The following is an 18898-nucleotide window of genomic DNA, read 5'->3' as shown; positions in this document are numbered from 1 at the left end:
TTTCCCTCTATTATAGCACGATTTAGGTGGACAAGCAAAAAGGACGGATACCCGCCCTAATCAACTCTCGCTTGCTTCAGTAAATTCTGCCTCAATAATTCCAAGTTCCTTCTCTTCTTCCAAACTTGCTTTAAAGGCCTCAGTGAGTTCTAATTCGCCATCAAAATCACCATTTATTTTTTTCACAAATGTGTCTGCCAACATCCCTCCCATGGGCTGGAAGGTAAAATAGGTCAAACCTCCCGAAATCAGACCACCCAAAATAGGAACTGCATTGGCAATGGTCTTTTCAACAGTCTTTTTGGTAATTTTCACACCAATCACTGCGGCTACCTTTTTCACCAAGGGATACCAAGTTGTCTTGGTCAAAGCCTGCATAGCTACTTTTTTACCGATATTAGCTCCGACTGTCTTGGATACTTTATTGAGAAGAACTGCTGAACCACCTGCTCCAAACATGACACCAATGTAGGCAATAATGCGGATTTGAACCTCTTCTGAAATTTCCTTCCCTTCACCAACAAATAATTCATCTTCACCAAAAAGATAAGCGATTTGTTGCGACAAATTCAAGGCAAAACCAAAATACTGAGCTATATCAGCAGTACCTGCCGCCACCGCTGTAAATGGATTCCCCGGTAAACCAGCTGCGAAAGAAATCAAAGATGTTTTCGTAGTCATATCATTAATGATTTTTTCAGCTTCCTTACGCAAAGCTTTTGTAGTGAAGACCGCTGTTGGTCCATCCGCAATAATTTTATCTAGATAGGGACTATCTTTAAAACGAGTCTTCAAAAATTCTTCCCGATTGACTTTAACCATAGGAAGTTGACTAGCAGCTGTCATGGTTTGAATAACCACTCCATATAACTGTTCTTGATTGAATTGTTCCATTTTTATCCTCCACCAATTCTCTCTCTATTTTACCCCCCCCCCCCGACCATATTTGTCAAGGTAAAAAAACAGCATTTCTGCTGTTTCTGACATTTTATAGATAAAGAATAGCTAGGGTAATCAAGCTCATGATGAGACCGACTGACCAGAGGAAAAAATCAACTTTCCACTCGCTCCATTTTTCAGCTTTTCCGGTCAAACCTCCAAGCTCCAAATGGTGATGAAAAGGAGTCATACGGAAGATACGACGACCTTCTCCAAAGCGTTTTTTGGTGTATTTAAAATATGAAACTTGCAACATAACAGAGGACGTTTCAATGACATAGACCAGGCCGATAAGGAGGAGGGTCCATTCCTGACGGAGGGCAATTGAAATAGTTGCCAACATACCACCGAGAGCCAAGCTTCCCACATCCCCCATGAAAATCTTCGCTGGTTTACGGTTATAGACGAAGAAACCGAGCAAACCACCAATCATGGTTACACAGACCAGAAGAATATCAAATTTCTGCTCATTGTAAGCAATGACTGAGTAAGCTAACAAGCTGATAACAACTGAGATAGAAGCCAAACCATCAATGCCATCAGTCAAATTGACTGCATTAGAAAAACCGACTAACCAGAACAAAACAAATGGTAGATAGAGTACTCCTAAATTGATAATATGCCCAAAAACATTAAGTTCACCACCACCTGAACCTCGTACATGGACAAAGTAGAAAACTAGTCCACCCAAGATTTGCAAGGCTAGCTTTTGTTTGGGATTGAGTCCCTCATTGATTTTACGGAAAATTTTCAAGAAATCATCCAAAAATCCAACTAGTCCATAAAGGGCTAGTATGAAGAGAATGCCTAAGACACCACCAGTGAGCATTTGAAAACTAGCTGCAAAGATTAAAGTGACAAGAACAGAAACAACTAGAAATACAGTGCCTCCCATTGTAGGAGTTCCTGCCTTAAATTGATGTTGCTTCACATCCTCATGCATCTGCTGACCTTCGATGCGTTTGGCTTGATAAAAGGTAATAAAACGTGGTATCAGGATAACCGTTACTATAAAAGCAACTACTCCCGATAAAATTGTAAATTGCATATTAGTCTCCTAATGTAACTGTAATATTCTTAGTTTTGTTTAGCTTTGTACCAACTTCGACACTTTGATCAATAACTTTCGCCCCCTGACCTTCATAGGTCACTTCAATGCCGGTCCATTCAGCAATCAAGTCCATATTCTCTTTTGTAACAGCGTACAAATCCGGCATCTCTTCAAATTTGTTAGTTAGCAAGAGTACCTGTTGATTAGCTGATACTGCGGTCCCCTTCTCTACAGAAGCCTGCTTGATTTCAGAACCATTCCCCAGTATGACTGGTTGCACTAGATTTCGACGTAATTCTTCTGCTATTTCACCAGGTGCCTTACCGACAATATCTGGCAACTTATATTCCGTCTCATTTGTCAAGAGTGAGAGATTAGAGGCTGGCACATCTAAATTTAAATTATCTTTTAGTAGCATAGCTTCTTTCAAAGTCGGGCTTACAATAGTATTCCACGATAAGACACTCAATACTTCTGGTTGTCGAATCGTAACATACATGATAAATTCTGGATCTTCTGCGGGAATCATTGCTACAACTGAGTTAGTGTATGCATCCTTAATATAACCTTGACCATCCTCACTTGCGATTTCGGCTGAACCTGATTTCATCGCAATATCATAGCCTTCAACCTGAATAGCCGGTCCTTGTAAATCGTGAGAATATAAGGTACCAAAGACTGGGTCCGTTCCAACATTTATCATATACCCTAAGGTAGCATCTGCCGCCTGTTCAGAAACTGGATTTCCAACTTCTTCTTTTGAAGAAAGTCTAGCTGAATCTGTATTCGGATTATAAAGGGCTGAAATAAACTTCGGCTCCAACATAATTCCGTTATTTGCAATGGCTGAGAAGCTTCGAAGCATTTGAACTTGGTTAGCTGAAATACCTTGACCAAAAGTTGACATTGCGATTGTGACAATATTGTCTTCCGGAACTAAGCCGGGTGCTTCATCTCCCATTCCGAAACGCGTTGGATAGCCATAACGAAATTTAGCAAGATAATTTCGCCATTTTTCATCCCCCATTTCTTGTTGTAACAAAGTCATTCCGACGTTACTTGAGAGTGAAAAACCCTGAGCAAAATTTAACGTAACAGCTGATTGGCCAGCGTTTAAAGTCCAGTCATTGATTTTTGCGTCTGCAATTACGTATTCATTATTTGTGTAATATGCATTTGGATCAAATGTACCATTATCAATTGCAGAAGCTACTGTCAAAACCTTCATGGTTGATCCCGGCTCAAAGGCTTCTTGGTAAAGTAACGAACGCTCTAGCAAACCTTCCTCACCAAGACCTTCTTTAGTATCAGAATCATAACTTGGACGTTGCGTAGTAGCAAGAATTTCACCCGTTTTGGCCGATATCAACGTAGCATTCGCATACTTCCCTTTTGCAGTATCAAAGAAAGTAGTCATATTGGTTTCTAATGAGCGTTGCAAATCTGCTGAGATAGTTGTATATACATCTTGGCCATTTACAGTTTCTTGTTCTACATTTTCAGTACCTGGTAAAATCCGCCCCTGGCTATCTTTCTCATAAAGTACTTTACCATCTTGACCTGCCAAAATATCATTAAGGTAGTATTCCATACCGCTCACACCCTGTAAACTATGACTACCATCCTTGTTTTCAACCGGGTTAGCCAACCCCACGAAAATTGAAGCAAAATTTCCATTTGGATACATTCGTCCTGGACTGGCATTAAAGGCAATCCCCTTTATACCCGCGGTCTTCATCTCCTCTTGGATACTAGACATTGTACTGTAAGAAATATTCTTCCCTAGTGTACCAAAATAGACTTGTTTTAATTCTGGTTGATTTAATTGCTGATTGACATAGTCTGTCTCCATACCAAGGTACTTGTTTAGTATTTCTGCAACCTTGCTAAATTGTGTTGCTTCAACATACAAGACTTCTTTAAATTCTGAAACATAATCTGTGTCTATAATTGCATAGATTGTGTAGGTGGTAGAATCTTCTGCAATTGGAATTCCGGTTCGATCATAAATTGTACCACGTCTCGCTTGTACAGTCACTTCTTGTTGATGAACAGCATCTGCCCTCTCAGAAAGCGACACACCTGCTTTACTATCCGTTCCAATAATGAGCGCAAAATTACTCAAAAAAAGAAAAAAGATGAAAACCGTCAAGAGTAGTAGATTCTGCCCTACTTTCTGACGATTTTTTGTTGGAACATATCTTCTTCGTAAAACATACCTCAAAAGTCGATTGTTTCTTCTAGACATTACTCTGCTACTCCAATATTGTCATTATTAAATGTTAATCCTACTTTTTCAGCTATTTCCATTAATCGAGCAGATCTTGTTAGCTCATTTTTTGCCTGCTTTGAGTCATTCAGTTCTACTTGTTTTTGGTTAATGTCTTGATTCACTTTCGCCAAGTCTGATTGAACTTGCAAAAGTCTCGCCTGCATAAAAATAATACCAACAGCCAATGCCAGACCTGAAATTACAATACTAGAATAGAAGGCTCTTTCAACACGAGTAAATGTCTTGATTTTGTCACCAATTACTCGCATGGTTGCTTCTCTACGTTTCTCTTGTACCATAAATCCTTCTCCTATTTATGTACCTTCTTAGCTACACGCAATTTAGCTGAATGTGCTCTGTTATTAGCCTCCAACTCCTCCTGACTCGGCAAAATTGGTTTACGATTGACCAATTCAAGAGGTGCCTTCAAGTCTTCTGGGATAAAAGGCAAACCTTTTGGAACATCAATCGTACTGGCTTCCTTAAAGAGCTGTTTGGTCAAACGATCTTCTAAAGAATGGAAGGTAATGACGGAAATGCGCCCCCCCACTGCCAGTAAGTCAATAGCCTGTTGGATAGACTCATCCGCCGCGCCCAATTCATCATTGACTTCAATCCGAATGGCCTGGAAAATCTGCTTAGCAGGGTGCCCCTTCTTCTTAAGTTCCTTGGCTGGCTTGGCAGATTTGATCAGCTCTGCCAACTCAGTTGTGGTTTCAATGGGCTTGACAGCACGCGCCTGTTCAATCTTACGAGCAATCTGCTTGGAAAACTTATCCTCACCATATTTAAAGAAAATCCGCACCAAGTCGTGATAGTCATAGGAATTGACCACATCATAAGCCGTCAACTGACCCTCACGGTTCATCCGCATATCAAGAGGGGCATCCTGCTTATAGGAAAAACCGCGCTCCCGCTCATCCAACTGTGGACTGGACACACCTAGATCGTAACAAATCCCATCAATTTCTGTCACACCAAGTTCTGCCAAGCGGACCTTGAGGTTGCGGAAATTATCCTTGATAAAGGTAACTTGTCCCTTTTCAATGTAGGCTGCCAAGCGGATTTGGGCGTGGTCAATGGCCGTCTGATCCTGGTCGAAGGCATAAAGATGCCCACCATCTGTCAACTGACTGAGCAGGTACTCACTATGCCCTGCTCCACCCAGCGTTGCATCTACATAAATTCCATTTGGTTTGATGTCTAACATATCGACTGTCTCATGCAAGAGAACAGTTGTGTGATTAAATTCCTTGGTCATATCTTTTCTATTGTACCACAAATTAAAATAAAAAGTTGTTGCAAACTTTTTACAAAAAATATGTCAAATATAGTTGACAACTTATATGAACAGGTATATACTAACAGTAAAGAAACATGTCACATATAGTTGACATCAACAGGGATGTCCCCTCATTTTTTTACAACCAACTGTCGCATATAATTGACATCGCATCTAAGGATAGCTAGTCTATCCTCTCTCTTTACAATAGAATGTCGCATATATTTTACACGAAAGGAGAACCCATGAACCGTGTCAAAGATTATCGCCTACTGCTAGGGATTTCCCAGCTGGATCTTGCCAAAGCCATCGGCGTATCCAGGCAAACCATCAACATGATTGAAAACAACAAATACAACCCCTCGCTAGACCTCTGTATCAACCTAGCCAAAGCTTTACAGACCGATCTCAACAGCCTCTTTTGGAATGAATAGAAAGGAAAATATCATGAAAAAGAATACACGCAAAAACCTGATCTCTACCCTTATTTTTATCCTCCTCTTTGTCCTCCTTCAGCTTTGGGGCAATAGCAGAGCAGACAGCCTGCACACCATCAGCCAAGCAACATTCTGGGTGAAAGTACTGATTGCTGGAACTGTCTACTTCCTAGGATTATCTTACCTGCCACTCATTTTTCGTCGTAAGTAAATAGGAGTATCGTATGAAAAAGGAAACCTTTCAAGATAAATTAATCAAACGATTTTACGGTATCGCTGGTCCCCTAGATGAATACCGCAAGCAAGAAGCCTTCCGACTAGGCAATACCTGTTTTATCCTGCTCTTTTGGGGCACCATGGCTCTTACCCTACTGGCACTCGCTCTATCCAAACGCTACCCAGAAGTCGTTGCCTTTGGCTATCCCGTTTCTCTGCTCCTAAGCTATCTAGCAACCAGTAGCTACATCATGTATAAACTTCGCCACAGCCAAGTGGACAGTTTAGATGTAGAAGAACTGACTAGCAAGGAACAAAAGAAACTCAAGAGAGCCAGTATCAAATTCGCCCTCTATTTCACCTGTGGTATGTATATCTGGAACACTGGATTTGATGCCTGGATGGAGGGGCTCAATCCTCTCGATCACCTATTTGACCTCCGAAAATTCCTGTCAGCCTGTCTAGTCGGTGTTTTCATGGGCATTTACATTGAAATCACCCTGCGTAAACGCATGAAAAAAGCAGAACAACTAACTGTCAGCTCTGCTATTTCAAAAGAAGAACCCAAGTGGATCAAAAATATGATTAAACGTTTTTATGGTATCCGCGGTCCTTTAGATGAATACCGACGGACCGAGGCTGATGCTATCGGCGGACAGGCCTTTATCTACTACTTCTACTTCCTAGCTCTTGGAAATGCCATCGCCTACTTCCTAGCCTACCGCTATCCTCTGGAGGTGGCTACCTACTATCCAATGATCATTGCCTTCTTCAGTATTATCCTAATTGGTATCGTTAATATGCGTACCCTCCATGCTGACCTGCCTCAATATGACGTGGACGAACTGAGCCCTGAGGAAAGACAAGGACAGACCCTCAATCCACTCGTTTGGGGACTGGGAGTTGCACTGCTTTCGACAGTTTTTGCTGGAGTGGCAGACCTCTTTAGCCTCAATCTTCCCCTAATGGCCTCAATCTTGCACACAAAATCCCTCTTCTTCGGTGGCACGATGGGTATCTTTGCTAGCATTGCCCTGTCTGCCTTTGCCTATCTGCAAAAACTGGAAGCAGATACTGCCAAGAAAAAATAAGGAGCTGACACTATGGACAAACCTTTTACACCTAAACAAACCTGTCGCATTTTTGTCTTGTTTTATGGCCTCTTTTCTGCCTTCTTCATCTACTCTTACATGGTCAATGAGCCAATTAGCAGCGATTCGTTCTTGATTACGCTACCGACCATTCAGATCTTTAGATCCTATAAAACAACAGAGGAAAAACGCTACTTTCTCATTCAATCTGTCTTTGCACTGTTTGCCATGACCTTGACTTATTCTGTAGGCATTTGGCTAGGGCATGTCAAACCACTTGCCCTCATCCTTCCTGCTGGATTTGCTCTGGCTATTCTTTATCGGATTTATCTTAAAAAGGAGAAACCAGATAGACGTTGACAAACCGAAATTCATTTTCACTTTGATTGTTCTCTCCTATACAGCAATTTGTAGCATATATACATAACTACCTGACAGGGGACAATCCATCAATCCTTTTCTTACTATTCACTATACTTCCAATTTTAAATAGTGACTGGCAAACTACCCGTCCAGAATCAAATGTTGTCCAAAAAGCTATCTATCTTTATCATAAACCGCTGCTCTGGTTTCTCTTTGCAGGTTTTGCCCTAACTTTCTCCATTGGATTTTTCGCTGGGAAAATACAACCACTTCATGCTAGATTTTGGGGAATGTTAGCCATCCTACTCTTCTCTAGATAATTGAAAAAGTAATCTGTATCCAACATTTTACAAAGTAGGATTTTTTCTATAAAATAGATTGTATATGACATTCAAATCCATTCTCAAACAACTCAAACTATTTGATTATATCTTAATCGGATTTACCCTCATCTTATCCTTTCTTCCAGCAATTTTTACCTATACACATCTGACAACAGATACAAATGAGGTAAAAACGATTGCCTATGTCCGCATCAATGGTGAGGTAGTCGACCAATTTGAATTATCAAAGGACACTCCACATCAAGAAAAGACCTACTATCTCAATGAAGGGCAATACAACATCATTGAAGTTGATGGCGAACGCATTCGTGTTAAGGAAGACAATAGCCCAGACCAAATTGCCGTTATGACCAGCTGGATTAGTCAGCCAGGCGAATTATCCGTTTGCCTGCCACATAACCTGTTGATTGAAATCAAATCCGTCGGCGGAGAAAGCACTGATGAAGAAGAACTCATTTTACCACTATAACAAAGAAGACACAGCCTGATGAACGACTGTGTCTTTCATTTTTAGAAAATAAGGGCTAAAGCAAGTATCACCACATATAGCAACGCAAAGAGTACAAAACTCTTTACTGCCTCGATAAAGGTTTCCCGTTTGACTTGCTTTTTCAAAAATGTTTCTAGACTCTTATAGGCAGGCCAAACACCGATGAAACCGATCAGTGCCCAGATTGGTAAGAATCCAGTCAGACAGTAGATTATCCACAGCAACCATGGTAAACTTGCCAAGACAAAATACAATTTAAGAGCATTTTTCTTACCAATATAGTAAACCAGAGTATAACGATGGTTGCGAATATCTTCTTCTAAATCACAGGTATTGTTGGCCAACATGATATTGGCAATCAATGTTACCAAAGGAAGGGACATGAAAATAATTTCTATTATTTTTGTCCAAGAGAATTGCAAGGTCATCCACTGGCCGCTCACTTGGCTGGTCAGTAGCAAATCTGGTTGCTGAATAAATACAGCAAGAAAGAAAATCCCAAATCCCATGGTTACTCCAGAGAAAACTTCACCCAGTGGCATTCTCGAAAGCGGAATAGGTCCAAAGGTATAGAAGATGCCAATGAGGAAACAGAGAGCTCCCATCGGTAGGAGGAGCCAACTAGTCCGCCATACAAGGAGTAATGAAACCAGTAGAGAAAAAATAAGTAGGGCAAGGACGATTCCAATCATCTGACGAAAATCTAGGGAGAATTTTCCAATCACATTGCTTTCCTGACGATAGGTTTCATCCTTGGCCTTGTGGTAGTCCATGCTATTGTTGATGGCAGTTGTACACATGTCAAAGCTAAGGACGGCAATAATGAAGAGGAGAGTATTGAGCCAATTGAAAGCTTGATAGCGATACAGGCTCCATAAAATCCCCAGGATCATCGGAAAAACACTAGCTACCTTGGTCTTCATTTCAACAAATTCTAGAAATACAGGCAAACTGAGCCCTTTAGTTGATTTATTCATTAACAAGATGATACTCCTCATTCGTTAATTCAAAGCTTTCTTTCAAACCATCACTCAGATGAACGCCCTGCTCCTTATCGATGAAAACAGCTTCTACACCGTCAATCTGATTGATAAAGTCAAGACCTTTTTCCACACCTAGTAAGAAGAGAGTTGTGGAGAAGGCATCTCCTTGGATAGATGTTTTGGAAAAGACTGTCACACCTGAGATATCGTTTTCCACAGGATATCCAGTTTTGGGATCAAGGATATGGTGATATTTGACACCGTCCACCTCTAAGTAACGCTCATAAATACCTGAGGTAACAACCGAATCATGTGTCCCTGGCACAGAACCGACCGTTGATCCACGCACTTGGTCTGGGTCTTGAACTCCAACATTCCAACCATTTTGTGTCGTTGGCGAATCCCCCATAACCACTACATTCCCACCTAGATTGATGATAGCAGTCGTAATCCCTTTGCTGGCAAACAATTCCCTAACCTTATCTGCAATGTAACCTTTGGAAATGGCTCCTAATTCTAAGGTCATTCCTTCTTTGATAAAGACGGTCTTCTTCTCCTTATCTAAAGTAATGTCTTTATAATTGATAAATGGCAGAGCAGCTTTGATTTCTTCATCACTCGGCTTACGTGCATCCTCATCTCCAATTTTCCACAGATTGCTCACAGCTCCAATGGAAATGTCAAATAGCCCCTGACTTTCTTTACTCATGTCAATAGCTGTTTCAATCACTTCAAAGGTACGTTCATCAACCTTGACAGCTTCTTTTCCTGCTGCCTGATTGATACGGTAGACATCTGCCCCTTCCAAGTTTGTGGACAACAGACTTTCCATCTCCTTAATATAGGAGACAGCTTCATCCATCGCTTCTTCCTGATTTTCATGATAAATACTCAACTGCACTACTGTGTGAAGTAAGCTTTCACTACGAGTCAACGGAGTTTTCACAACAGATAAACTTTCGTTTTGTTTACCACCACAGGCAACAAGAAAAACCATCAGTAGGCCCACGAACAATAGACTTGCAATTTTTTTCACTGATTTTACCTTCCCCAAAAAATAAGAAGACACAGTAGCCAAACAAGTGCGACTGTGTCTTTTCTGTATAGACTTAATTAGTCAAGTTTTACAGTTTCTGTTTTTCCTTCAGCAGCTGCTGCAAGAAGGGCTTCTGTACTCTTCTTGAAGTCTTCAGAAGTATGAGTTGCACCTGATACAACTTCAACAGCTGAGAGTTCTTGTTTCTCAACCAAAGCTGCATTGAGTTGTTCAATTGCTTCACCGGCAGAAACTCCAGCTTTATCTTTCATTTTTTTGTTGTATTCTTCATTTGCTGATTTAAGACTTCCATCTTCTGCTTCGTAGTCAAATTTTGACTCACTAATTTTTCCATCTTTAACAGTCAATGTGTGAACAATTTTGTAGCCATAATCGTCTTTGCTTGACTCAGCTTTATAAGTACCATCTTTCAATACTACTGTTTCTTTAGTTGAAGACGAAGTTGAAGCAGATTCTTGTTTAGACCCGCAAGCTGCGAGTGCAAATACCGCACCAAGAACTACCAAACTTTTCAACACAACTTTAGTTGTTTTCATAACAATGCTCCTTTTGTTAAGTAAATAGTTTTATACTTATAATGATATACCTAATTAGAGAAAATGTCTAGTTATTTTTTAAAAATAATGACTAAAAACTATTGCCACCAAATTTTGCATAGACGCAGTCGATAACTGTGGTATTCTATCTACAAAATTCATCATTTTTTCCAAATAGCTAACAATCAGTTTCTCTGTTTTGGCAATAGCATGCGTTGCAAAAATCCTATCTGTAAGGATTTCCAACCCTTCTGCCGTAGGGGATTGAATATAAGCCCGCAATTGCTGCTGGATATACTTGTCTTCTCGCATGGCAAAAAGTAGCGGTGCAGTATAGATACCGTTTTGAATATCTTGCAATCTAGGTTTTCCTGATTCTGCTACATCCAGCTGATAGTCAATTAAGTCATCTCGTAGCTGAAATGCCATGCCAAGTGCTTGCCCAGACCGAAAAGCCATGCTACTGTCTTTCCTAGATTGGCCTGGTACAAAGCTCCCCAACTGACAGGCAAGTCCAAATAGAAAAGCTGTTTTTCCTTGAATTTGCTTGAGATAGGCTTTCATAGTCATATTGGCATCAAATTGATTGAGTAGCTGAGATAATTCCCCTCGAAGAATTGTTTCCATCAGCTTATCATTGCCCAAATCCAAATCATCACGTGATACTTCTAGCAAACGAAGCCCCTTTCCAAATAGTCGACTTGAATAGGCCAGAAGATAATCACCCGTGTAGATAGCGATTCGATTCGAAAATTGTTGATGAGCCGCCGTGACTCCCCGCCGTTTATCCGCGCCATCAATCACATCGTCATGAATAAGAGTCGCCAGATGCAGGACTTCTAAATGGGCAGCAAAATATAGCTTTGAACGGCTAATCTTTCCTTCCGTCATTTGTGCAAAGAGCAGACAGAGGCCAGCACGCAGGTATTTCCCTGGCGCCTCTACATATTCAACAATCTTCGCTGTAACTGCTGGATGCAGGACCATCATCTCAGATAAGATGATGGATTTTACCTCTTCAAGTCCCCTCTCAATCTCAGGATAGGTATTCCAAATTTGATGTACCACTAACTTTCTATATTTCCTTTATTTTTTATCCTTGATACGGTAAATATGCTTCGGCTTTCCATAAATCTTCTTGTCTAGGAAACGACCCAACCATGGCATAATCCAGTAATCTAGACCGAAGGCTCTACCCGCACCATTCATAAGAGAAATAGCTGCTGGGATGAACCAAATATTTACCCAGTAGAACATGCCTGACAGGCTGAACATAACTACCAAAGCAACGGTTGCAGCAGATACAATCCATACAAAGGCACCAGCAATCAAAGCCAGACCAATACCGATTTCTGCTACTGTCATAAATTTTTGCATAAAGAGTGCTACTTCTTGGTTTGGCATCATAAATTCCATGATAGTAGCAAACCAATCAGGCATTTTGTCCAAAACAGCCATCGGTGCTTCACCATAGGCATAGCTCAAACCAAAAATTGGTTCAGCTGCTTCTGCCGCAGCAGTTGCCGCTTGTGAGGCACTTGAAACCGCCTCAGCAGCAGATGCACCAGATACTGGATCAGCTAACCAAGGGAATGGGAAGACAACTTGATCCCCAAACCATGATGTTGTTCCAAATAGACCAAAGGCTTTCTTGATACCTTCGTAGAGCCATACTGAACCATAAAGGACACGCATTGGCACAGACCAGAGAAGATTTCCTTTGCCTGAAGTATGACCGCCAAAAATGTTTCGCTTATTCTGAATGTCAAAGAATTCATGACGAACATAAGAACCCATGTAGAAGAAACTACGGATGGTAAAGAAGTAGAGTAGGTTTACCATGTGTTTGACAGCCATTGCCATAAAGCCTGACATGTGGTATTTGTCCATCAAGAAGGCTACACCGTAGCGTGCTCCAATAGATACCATAAACCCATCATATTTACCTTTGTAGCTATGTTTTTCGCCACCTTTGATTGCTGCAATAATATTACTTGCCGCAGTATGACCTGTCTGTTCAGCTGCTTGTACAATCTGTGGAGTTGGTTTTCCTTCTGATTCTTCAAAGTAAACCAAGTCGCCAGCTACATAGACATTTTCCTTGCCTTTCGCTTCCATGAACTCATTGGCTATCAAACGACCTGCACGTGCTTTTTCAATACCAAATTCACTTGCGTCTGTATTGGCTTGAACACCAGCTGTCCAAATAGAGGTATAGGTAGGAATTTGACGACCTGATGAAAGTGTCAAGCTATCTTCTTGTACACTTGCTACACCATCGCCAAGAACCAATTCAACACCTTTTTTCTCAAGGTATTTGCGAGCCTTGACTTGCTCTTTTTCAGTAACCATAGCCAAGATATTTGGCGTTGCCTCAACAACCTTAAGTGAGAATTCTTTTGGATCCAACTTGAACTCACGCGCCAAAATTGGTACCCAGTCAATCAACTCACCGATCATCTCAATACCTGTGAAGCCAGCACCGATAACAGTAAAGGTTAAAAGAGCGCGACGTTTGGCTTCATCATGCTCACGCATGGCACGATAGCAAGCATCAATCATGTGGTCATGCAAACGTTCTGCTGCTTCGATAGACCAAAGTGTAAAACCGTGTTCTTTAACACCTTTCACACCAAAGTCATTAGCCTCACCACCCATTGCAAGGAGCAGGTAATCAAAATCCAGAGTTTGGTGTTCCGCAACTACTTGTTTCTTATCGTAGTCAATCTCAACAACCTTGTCTGTTACCAATTGAACCTTTGGATATTTTTTGAAGATACGTTGAAGGTCATACTTGATTGCATTGGCTTCTACACGCCCTGCCGCAACTTCATGCAACTCTGTCATATAGGTATGGAAAGAATTCTTATCAATCAAGGTAACTGTTACATCTTGATCCTTTTTAAAAGTTTTTCCTAGCAATCGAGCTGCTGCAATCCCCGCATAACCAGCACCGACAATCACAATATTTTTCGTCACAATGTTTCCTCCTTGTGAAAACCAAAACAAATTATATGCTTCCATTATAACGCATTCCAAGATAGTTGACAAGCAAATTTCAATAATTAGTAATATATGGCAGACAAAACTTGCCATAGTGAACAAAAACAAGTATGATAGTAAAATAGATAATCGACTAGAAAGAGTTTTTTCTCTACACCCATGAATTCTAAACGTCAAACACTTAACTTTATTACGATGCTGGCAGCTCAGGCAGTTGTCATTTCTTTGATTGAACGACTCATCACCCCCCCATTTGCTTTTGCTCCCGGTGCCAAGCTAGGACTGGGAAATTTGATTAGCTTAATTGCTATCTTTACCCTCCCTACAAAGGATAGCCTAAAGGTTGTCGCACTACGCTTGCTCATCTCAACCTTTCTGGGAGGCACCTTTTCAACCTTCCTCTATGGCTTTGCCGGAACTACTTTGAGTTATGTAGGAATGCTCTCTGCCAAGCAGCTCGGTCCAAAACGTGTCAGTCCTATTGGAATTTCTATTCTGGGTGGGATGTTGCACAATCTTGGTCAGCTTCTTGTTTTTGCTACCATCGCCCGTTCTTTCTATGTACTGAACTACCTGCCAATCCTCGCTTTTACAGGAATTTTATCAGGCTTATTGGTCGGACTGGCTGCTACCTACCTCCTCCAAAAGGTCGGACCTTTACGTCACTATCATCAACAAGTCTTAGCAGAATGGAAATAAATCTCCCTAGGTCAACTAAGGAGATTCTTTTTACGGTCCGCACCACTTTTTCATTACCCATAATAATTTCCCCATAATCCTGGTGTCATAAATAAAATGAGCCACCTCATATAAACACCACTTATAAAATCCATGGTAATAAAAAATAATGAAGCTTTCAAGTAAGAGAAAAAATAAGGTTCTTTGCGTGTTTTAGTCGTACATTTTCTTTCTTTTGTGCTACAATATCTTCATCTTTTATTTTTTTGAGAAAGGTAGAATTATGTCACCATTTAGGATTAAACTTTCTCCCAGTCAGCGAATCATTATCAGTTTCTTATTCGTGATTCTGACTGGATCAACTTTACTAAGTCTTCCCATCTCACAAATTAGCACCTCTACAGCAAGTTATTGGGATCATCTCTTCACATCTGTCTCCATGGTTTGTGTGACAGGGCTATTTACCAAAGCCGTTGCTGAAACCTATTCTATTTTTGGACAGATTATCTGTATGATGCTAATCCAAATTGGTGGTTTGAGCTTGATAGGATTCATCGGTCTCTTCGCTTTACGCGGTGGTCGTAAAATGAACTTCATCAATATGGCGACCTTACAAGAGGCTCTAAACCGATCTGACACAAAATATTTTCGTAACTTCCTCAAATCAGCTTTTGGTTTTACCTTGGCGGTCGAAGCCTTTGGAGCCCTCTTACTGTCCTTTCATTTTGTACCTGAATTTGGATGGGCAAGAGGTTTATTTACCTCGATTTTCGTAGCTATATCAGCCTTTTGTAATGCTGGTTTTGATAATTTTGGCGCAACTAGCATCATGCGTTATGTGGATAATCCTCTAATCAACATAACATTAGCCAGTCTCATTATTATGGGAGGTCTTGGATTCTCGGTTTGGTTTGACCTTCAAACTCAAATCGGGCAAAAACGTAGCCTACGAAAACTAGGATTCCATACAAAGATTGTTCTAGGGCTAACAGCCATTATACTGACCCTCGGAACTCTGACAACCTTACTCACCGAATGGAACAACCCTTCTACTATCGGGCAACTATCATTTGGCCATAAATTATTAGCCAGCTTTTTCCAGACGGTCACCATGCGAACCGCTGGTTTTGCCAGTATCGACTATACGAAGGCTGAACCGATTACCCTCTTACTCTATATCTTTCAGATGATGCTTGGCGGAGCCCCAGGTGGAACAGCTGGCGGTATTAAAATAACCGCCTTCCTAACCTTAGTGCTCTATGCTCGTAGCGAGATTCTCGGTCTCCCTCATACCAACTTTATGGGTCGAACCATCGATAACCTCAGCATCCGCAAAGCTTTTGCGACATTCTCAGTCTTCCTTCTCATGTTCATCATCGGACTCTTCGCACTTGCCCTAACAGATGATCGACAACCACTCCTATTTTTAATGTTCGAGGTCATGTCAGCACTAGCTACTGTAGGTGTTACGGCCAATCTGACTCCAAGTCTAACTATGGCCGGTCAAGCAGTCATTATGGCACTCATGTTCTTCGGCCGTATCGGTCCACTTTCTATTCTCGCAAGCCTTTCTGTTCGAAAATTATCTAAAACTGAAAGTCTTCAATACGCAAAATCATCTATGCTTGTTTAAAAGGAGAAATCATGCCAAACTATACTATCGGAATTCTCGGTCTGGGAGTTTTTGGTACTACCATTGCAAAAACATTACACAATTACGATTGCAATATCATTGCTATCGATAATCATGAGCAACGTATCAATCATCTAGAACCTATTCTCACGCGCGGTATTGTCGGAGACATCACCGACCGCTCGCTCCTACGTGCCGCAGGAATCGGTAACTGCGATGCTGTTGTTGTAGCTACTGGCGAAAACTTGGAATCCAGTGTTCTTGCCGTTATGCATAGCAAGGTCCTAGGTGTCCCTATGGTCATTGTCAAAGTCAAAGGAACAACTGCGAAAGAAGTCCTTCTTCGTGTCGGTGCCGATAAGGTTATTTCTCCCGAACGCGAAACTGGTATTTCCCTAGCGAAACAATTACTCCACCGCGACACAACCAGCCTCTTTGAGCTCGAAGGCAATGTTTCCATTGTCGAGTTTCACCCGCCAGTAAAATGGATTGGCAAAACACTTGGCGAATTAAAACTCCGCCAACATTATAAACTCAATATTATCGGTTACCGAAGTGGCGAAAATCAGGAATTAAACATCCAACTGACTCCTGACTATGTCTTCAAATCTGACGAACTCATCTTAGCAGTAACAGACCATAATACTGTCGATCATTTTGAAGAGCTGACAAATTAAATAACAAATTTACGCCCTATACTCCGTTTTCAGGAGAAATATTTTATCCCTAGAAAGCCTACTAGACTATCATTTATCTAGTGGGCTTATCATCTGTCAAAAGGAGACGTTATGAATGATTTAACCAAAGGAAAGCCGATTGCGGTCATCTTACAATTCGCTATTCCCTTGTTGATTGGATCTTTTTTTCAACTGGCCTATAATTTTGCTGATTCCATGATTGTGGGGCATACTTTGGGAAAAGATGCCTTTGCAAGTGTCGGTTCGACAGCCAGCCTGATTTTTTTAATCATCGGTTTTGCCCAAGGTGTTACCAATGGATTAACCATTATTTCTGCCCAACGCTTTGGAGCTGGCGACTTAGAGGGGCTTAAAAAATCTTTTGTCCACGGACTCTTCTACGCTTCCCTCATCAGCCTTTTACTAACAGTCTCAGCCTTAGCTTTTTTGAAACCTATCTTGGTCTTAATGCAAACGCCTGTGAGTATCATCGACCACTCCCATGCCTTTCTAACGGTCATGTTTGGAGGATTGACCTTTACTATTTTTTATAATTTCCTGTCTTCAGCCCTACGCAGTCTCGGAAACTCTAAAACACCTCTACTGGCTCTAGTTATCGCTTGTTTTATCAATATCGGTCTGGATTTTTTCTTTATCTTAGTCATGGACTGGGGCGTTTTCGGAGCTGGCTTTGCAACTATCCTTGCCCAAGCCTGTTCGGTCCTCTTTCTTATTTTTTACATTGTCCACAAGGTACCTCACTATCATATTGGACTAGCTGATTTAAAATTGGATAGAGATAATCTCAAGAAACATGCCCAGCTTGCTTTTCCAATGGGATTTCAAGCCAGTATTATCGCCATCGGAGCCATGACCTTGCAATTTATGGTCAACCAACTAGGAACAGACGCCATCGCCGCCCAGGCCATTGCCCTTCGTACTGACCAGTTGGCTATGCTACCCATGGTCAATCTGGGCTTGGCTATCGCAACCTTTACTGCTCAGAACTACGGTGCCAAGCTCTATGACCGTATTCGAGAAGGGGTACGCCACTCATTACTCCTCAGCATTGCTTGGGCCATTGTATTTGCGGTCATTCTCATCTTGGGCAATCGTTTCTTTTCTGGTCTCTTTCTGCCAAATGCCAGTCAAACAGTGCTGGACTTGGCTCTTGTTTACTACATCATTAACGGCTCTTGTTACTGGATTGTTGCTTCCCTCTTTATTCTTCGTAGCTTTATTCAGGGACTTGGCAAGGGCTTTATCCCAACACTAGCAGGCTTTGGGGAATTGATTTTCCGAGCAGCAGTCGCCATCATCGGTATGCAGTATTTCGGCTTTTATGGGACCGCCGCCGCTAACCCCGCCGCCTGGATTGGCAGTATCATCGTCCTGATTCCAAGTTCCATCATCTTTATGAAAAAGTTAAAAGCTGGACAAACCATTTAGAAAAGAAAACGCATGAAACTCTCATGCGTTTTTAAAATAATATTTTTGTAGAAATTGAATAAGCATAGCTTGCCAAAGAAGGACATAGCTGATACCTAAGAGGATCGCCAGGCCTCTATGCCAATTCACATCTGGAATGAAACTGAACAAAATGGAGAAAAGTAGAATGGTTACTACCATAATCTTGTCCCACTTAGATCCCCACGGTAAATACTCTGACAGTGATTTTTCAGGATGCTTTTTGACTTCTTGATGTAGGGAATAGCTTAGGCCCAGACCAACTCCTGTTGCCCCAACAAGATATGAAAAGTAGATATAGGGTAGGAAGAAAATCGTACTAAATGCAAATGCGATGTAGGTAAGAAACAAGAGAAAATAGAGTAGTTTTTTCATGACC

At 41.2% G+C, this 18898-nt stretch carries 20 protein-coding genes; 9 read left to right on the top strand and 11 right to left on the bottom strand.

The window, feature by feature from the left end; all coding sequences use genetic code 11:
* Positions 1-60: 60 nt before the first annotated feature.
* The 5 genes from K5Q29_RS00300 to rsmH form a co-directional block, all read right to left on the bottom strand.
* The gene (locus K5Q29_RS00300; protein ID WP_012027651.1) at positions 61-894 is read right to left on the bottom strand and encodes a hypothetical protein; all 834 of its coding nucleotides are present in this window, start codon (positions 892-894) and stop codon (positions 61-63) included.
* 94 nt (positions 895-988) lie between these two features.
* A complete protein-coding gene (gene mraY, locus K5Q29_RS00295; RefSeq protein ID WP_024413971.1) occupies positions 989-1987 on the bottom strand; it encodes a phospho-N-acetylmuramoyl-pentapeptide-transferase in 999 nt (332 codons plus the stop codon).
* A 1-nt stretch (position 1988) separates the two neighbouring features.
* The gene (pbp2X, locus tag K5Q29_RS00290; protein WP_105142636.1) at positions 1989-4238 is read right to left on the bottom strand and encodes a penicillin-binding protein PBP2X; all 2250 of its coding nucleotides are present in this window, start codon (positions 4236-4238) and stop codon (positions 1989-1991) included.
* On the bottom strand, positions 4238-4561 hold the full coding sequence (gene ftsL, locus K5Q29_RS00285; protein WP_002942683.1) for a cell division protein FtsL: 324 nt from the start codon (positions 4559-4561) through the stop codon (positions 4238-4240). Before ftsL ends, pbp2X begins: the two co-directional genes overlap by 1 nt.
* 11 nt (positions 4562-4572) lie before the next feature.
* Positions 4573-5523, bottom strand: a complete 951-nt coding sequence (rsmH, locus tag K5Q29_RS00280) for a 16S rRNA (cytosine(1402)-N(4))-methyltransferase RsmH (protein WP_024410711.1) — start codon at positions 5521-5523, stop codon at positions 4573-4575.
* 266 nt (positions 5524-5789) lie between these two features.
* Between rsmH and K5Q29_RS00275 the strand changes: the two genes are divergently transcribed.
* The 5 genes from K5Q29_RS00275 to K5Q29_RS00255 all read left to right on the top strand — a co-directional run bounded on the left by K5Q29_RS00275 (position 5790) and on the right by K5Q29_RS00255 (position 8464).
* Positions 5790-5978, top strand: a complete 189-nt coding sequence (locus tag K5Q29_RS00275; protein WP_002942681.1) for a helix-turn-helix transcriptional regulator — start codon at positions 5790-5792, stop codon at positions 5976-5978.
* 13 nt (positions 5979-5991) lie between these two features.
* A complete protein-coding gene (locus K5Q29_RS00270) occupies positions 5992-6192 on the top strand; it encodes a hypothetical protein (RefSeq protein ID WP_024410710.1) in 201 nt (66 codons plus the stop codon).
* A 13-nt stretch (positions 6193-6205) separates the two neighbouring features.
* Positions 6206-7288, top strand: a complete 1083-nt coding sequence (locus K5Q29_RS00265) for a DUF3278 domain-containing protein (protein WP_024410709.1) — start codon at positions 6206-6208, stop codon at positions 7286-7288.
* A gap of 12 nt (positions 7289-7300) precedes the next feature.
* Positions 7301-7648, top strand: coding sequence for a hypothetical protein (locus tag K5Q29_RS00260; RefSeq protein ID WP_024410708.1), 348 nt, complete (start codon positions 7301-7303; stop codon positions 7646-7648).
* A gap of 387 nt (positions 7649-8035) precedes the next feature.
* Positions 8036-8464, top strand: coding sequence for a NusG domain II-containing protein (locus K5Q29_RS00255; RefSeq protein ID WP_024410707.1), 429 nt, complete (start codon positions 8036-8038; stop codon positions 8462-8464).
* A gap of 41 nt (positions 8465-8505) precedes the next feature.
* On the opposite strand, the gene menA is transcribed toward K5Q29_RS00255, so the two are convergent.
* From menA to K5Q29_RS00230, 5 genes are all read right to left on the bottom strand, one after another.
* Complete coding sequence (gene menA / locus K5Q29_RS00250; RefSeq protein ID WP_024410706.1) at positions 8506-9462, bottom strand: 1,4-dihydroxy-2-naphthoate polyprenyltransferase; 957 nt, start codon at positions 9460-9462, stop codon at positions 8506-8508.
* Entirely contained in the window at positions 9455-10504 is a 1050-nt protein-coding gene (locus tag K5Q29_RS00245; protein ID WP_024410705.1) for an FAD:protein FMN transferase, read from the bottom strand. Before K5Q29_RS00245 ends, menA begins: the two co-directional genes overlap by 8 nt.
* Positions 10505-10581: 77 nt before the next feature.
* Positions 10582-11061 (bottom strand): FMN-binding protein, encoded by a 480-nt coding sequence (locus K5Q29_RS00240; protein WP_002938006.1) that lies wholly within the window; start codon positions 11059-11061, stop codon positions 10582-10584.
* 78 nt (positions 11062-11139) lie between these two features.
* Positions 11140-12129: a polyprenyl synthetase family protein gene (locus tag K5Q29_RS00235; protein WP_024410704.1), complete on the bottom strand. Its 990-nt coding sequence runs from the start codon at positions 12127-12129 to the stop codon at positions 11140-11142.
* Positions 12130-12147: 18 nt separating this feature from the next.
* Positions 12148-14040, bottom strand: coding sequence for an NAD(P)/FAD-dependent oxidoreductase (locus K5Q29_RS00230; protein ID WP_024408256.1), 1893 nt, complete (start codon positions 14038-14040; stop codon positions 12148-12150).
* A 183-nt stretch (positions 14041-14223) separates the two neighbouring features.
* On the opposite strand from K5Q29_RS00230, the gene K5Q29_RS00225 reads away from it, so the two are divergent.
* The 4 genes from K5Q29_RS00225 to K5Q29_RS00210 all read left to right on the top strand — a co-directional run bounded on the left by K5Q29_RS00225 (position 14224) and on the right by K5Q29_RS00210 (position 18501).
* On the top strand, positions 14224-14763 hold the full coding sequence (locus K5Q29_RS00225) for a Gx transporter family protein (RefSeq protein ID WP_024382894.1): 540 nt from the start codon (positions 14224-14226) through the stop codon (positions 14761-14763).
* 262 nt (positions 14764-15025) lie between these two features.
* Positions 15026-16375: a TrkH family potassium uptake protein gene (locus K5Q29_RS00220; RefSeq protein WP_221876855.1), complete on the top strand. Its 1350-nt coding sequence runs from the start codon at positions 15026-15028 to the stop codon at positions 16373-16375.
* 11 nt (positions 16376-16386) lie between these two features.
* On the top strand, positions 16387-17052 hold the full coding sequence (locus K5Q29_RS00215) for a TrkA family potassium uptake protein (RefSeq protein WP_002938014.1): 666 nt from the start codon (positions 16387-16389) through the stop codon (positions 17050-17052).
* Between the two features lie 111 nt (positions 17053-17163).
* Positions 17164-18501 (top strand): MATE family efflux transporter, encoded by a 1338-nt coding sequence (locus tag K5Q29_RS00210; protein ID WP_105138976.1) that lies wholly within the window; start codon positions 17164-17166, stop codon positions 18499-18501.
* Between the two features lie 21 nt (positions 18502-18522).
* Here K5Q29_RS00210 and K5Q29_RS00205 read toward each other — a convergent pair whose 3' ends face one another.
* Positions 18523-18894 (bottom strand): hypothetical protein, encoded by a 372-nt coding sequence (locus K5Q29_RS00205; protein ID WP_044682633.1) that lies wholly within the window; start codon positions 18892-18894, stop codon positions 18523-18525.
* Between the last annotated feature and the right edge of the window lie 4 nt (positions 18895-18898).

It is taken from the genome of Streptococcus sp. 2018037 (assembly GCF_019754195.1).
GTDB classification, from domain to species: Bacteria; Bacillota; Bacilli; order Lactobacillales; family Streptococcaceae; genus Streptococcus; species Streptococcus hashimotonensis.
Note: the sequence above shows the minus strand (reverse complement) of the source record. Positions and strands in the feature narration are given on the sequence as shown.

Coding starts and splice junctions, on each gene's coding strand:
- K5Q29_RS00225 (WP_024382894.1), top strand. CDS start 14,224: ATGAATTCTAAACGTCAAACACTTAACTTTATTACGATGCTGGCAGCT.
- K5Q29_RS00260 (WP_024410708.1), top strand. CDS start 7,301: ATGGACAAACCTTTTACACCTAAACAAACCTGTCGCATTTTTGTCTTG.
- K5Q29_RS00210 (WP_105138976.1), top strand. CDS start 17,164: ATGAATGATTTAACCAAAGGAAAGCCGATTGCGGTCATCTTACAATTC.
- K5Q29_RS00275 (WP_002942681.1), top strand. CDS start 5,790: ATGAACCGTGTCAAAGATTATCGCCTACTGCTAGGGATTTCCCAGCTG.
- K5Q29_RS00215 (WP_002938014.1), top strand. CDS start 16,387: ATGCCAAACTATACTATCGGAATTCTCGGTCTGGGAGTTTTTGGTACT.
- K5Q29_RS00205 (WP_044682633.1), bottom strand. CDS start 18,894: ATGAAAAAACTACTCTATTTTCTCTTGTTTCTTACCTACATCGCATTT.
- pbp2X (WP_105142636.1), bottom strand. CDS start 4,238: ATGTCTAGAAGAAACAATCGACTTTTGAGGTATGTTTTACGAAGAAGA.
- K5Q29_RS00265 (WP_024410709.1), top strand. CDS start 6,206: ATGAAAAAGGAAACCTTTCAAGATAAATTAATCAAACGATTTTACGGT.
- K5Q29_RS00240 (WP_002938006.1), bottom strand. CDS start 11,061: ATGAAAACAACTAAAGTTGTGTTGAAAAGTTTGGTAGTTCTTGGTGCG.
- K5Q29_RS00220 (WP_221876855.1), top strand. CDS start 15,026: ATGTCACCATTTAGGATTAAACTTTCTCCCAGTCAGCGAATCATTATC.
- K5Q29_RS00300 (WP_012027651.1), bottom strand. CDS start 894: ATGGAACAATTCAATCAAGAACAGTTATATGGAGTGGTTATTCAAACC.
- ftsL (WP_002942683.1), bottom strand. CDS start 4,561: ATGGTACAAGAGAAACGTAGAGAAGCAACCATGCGAGTAATTGGTGAC.
- mraY (WP_024413971.1), bottom strand. CDS start 1,987: ATGCAATTTACAATTTTATCGGGAGTAGTTGCTTTTATAGTAACGGTT.
- menA (WP_024410706.1), bottom strand. CDS start 9,462: ATGAATAAATCAACTAAAGGGCTCAGTTTGCCTGTATTTCTAGAATTT.
- K5Q29_RS00270 (WP_024410710.1), top strand. CDS start 5,992: ATGAAAAAGAATACACGCAAAAACCTGATCTCTACCCTTATTTTTATC.
- rsmH (WP_024410711.1), bottom strand. CDS start 5,523: ATGACCAAGGAATTTAATCACACAACTGTTCTCTTGCATGAGACAGTC.
- K5Q29_RS00255 (WP_024410707.1), top strand. CDS start 8,036: ATGACATTCAAATCCATTCTCAAACAACTCAAACTATTTGATTATATC.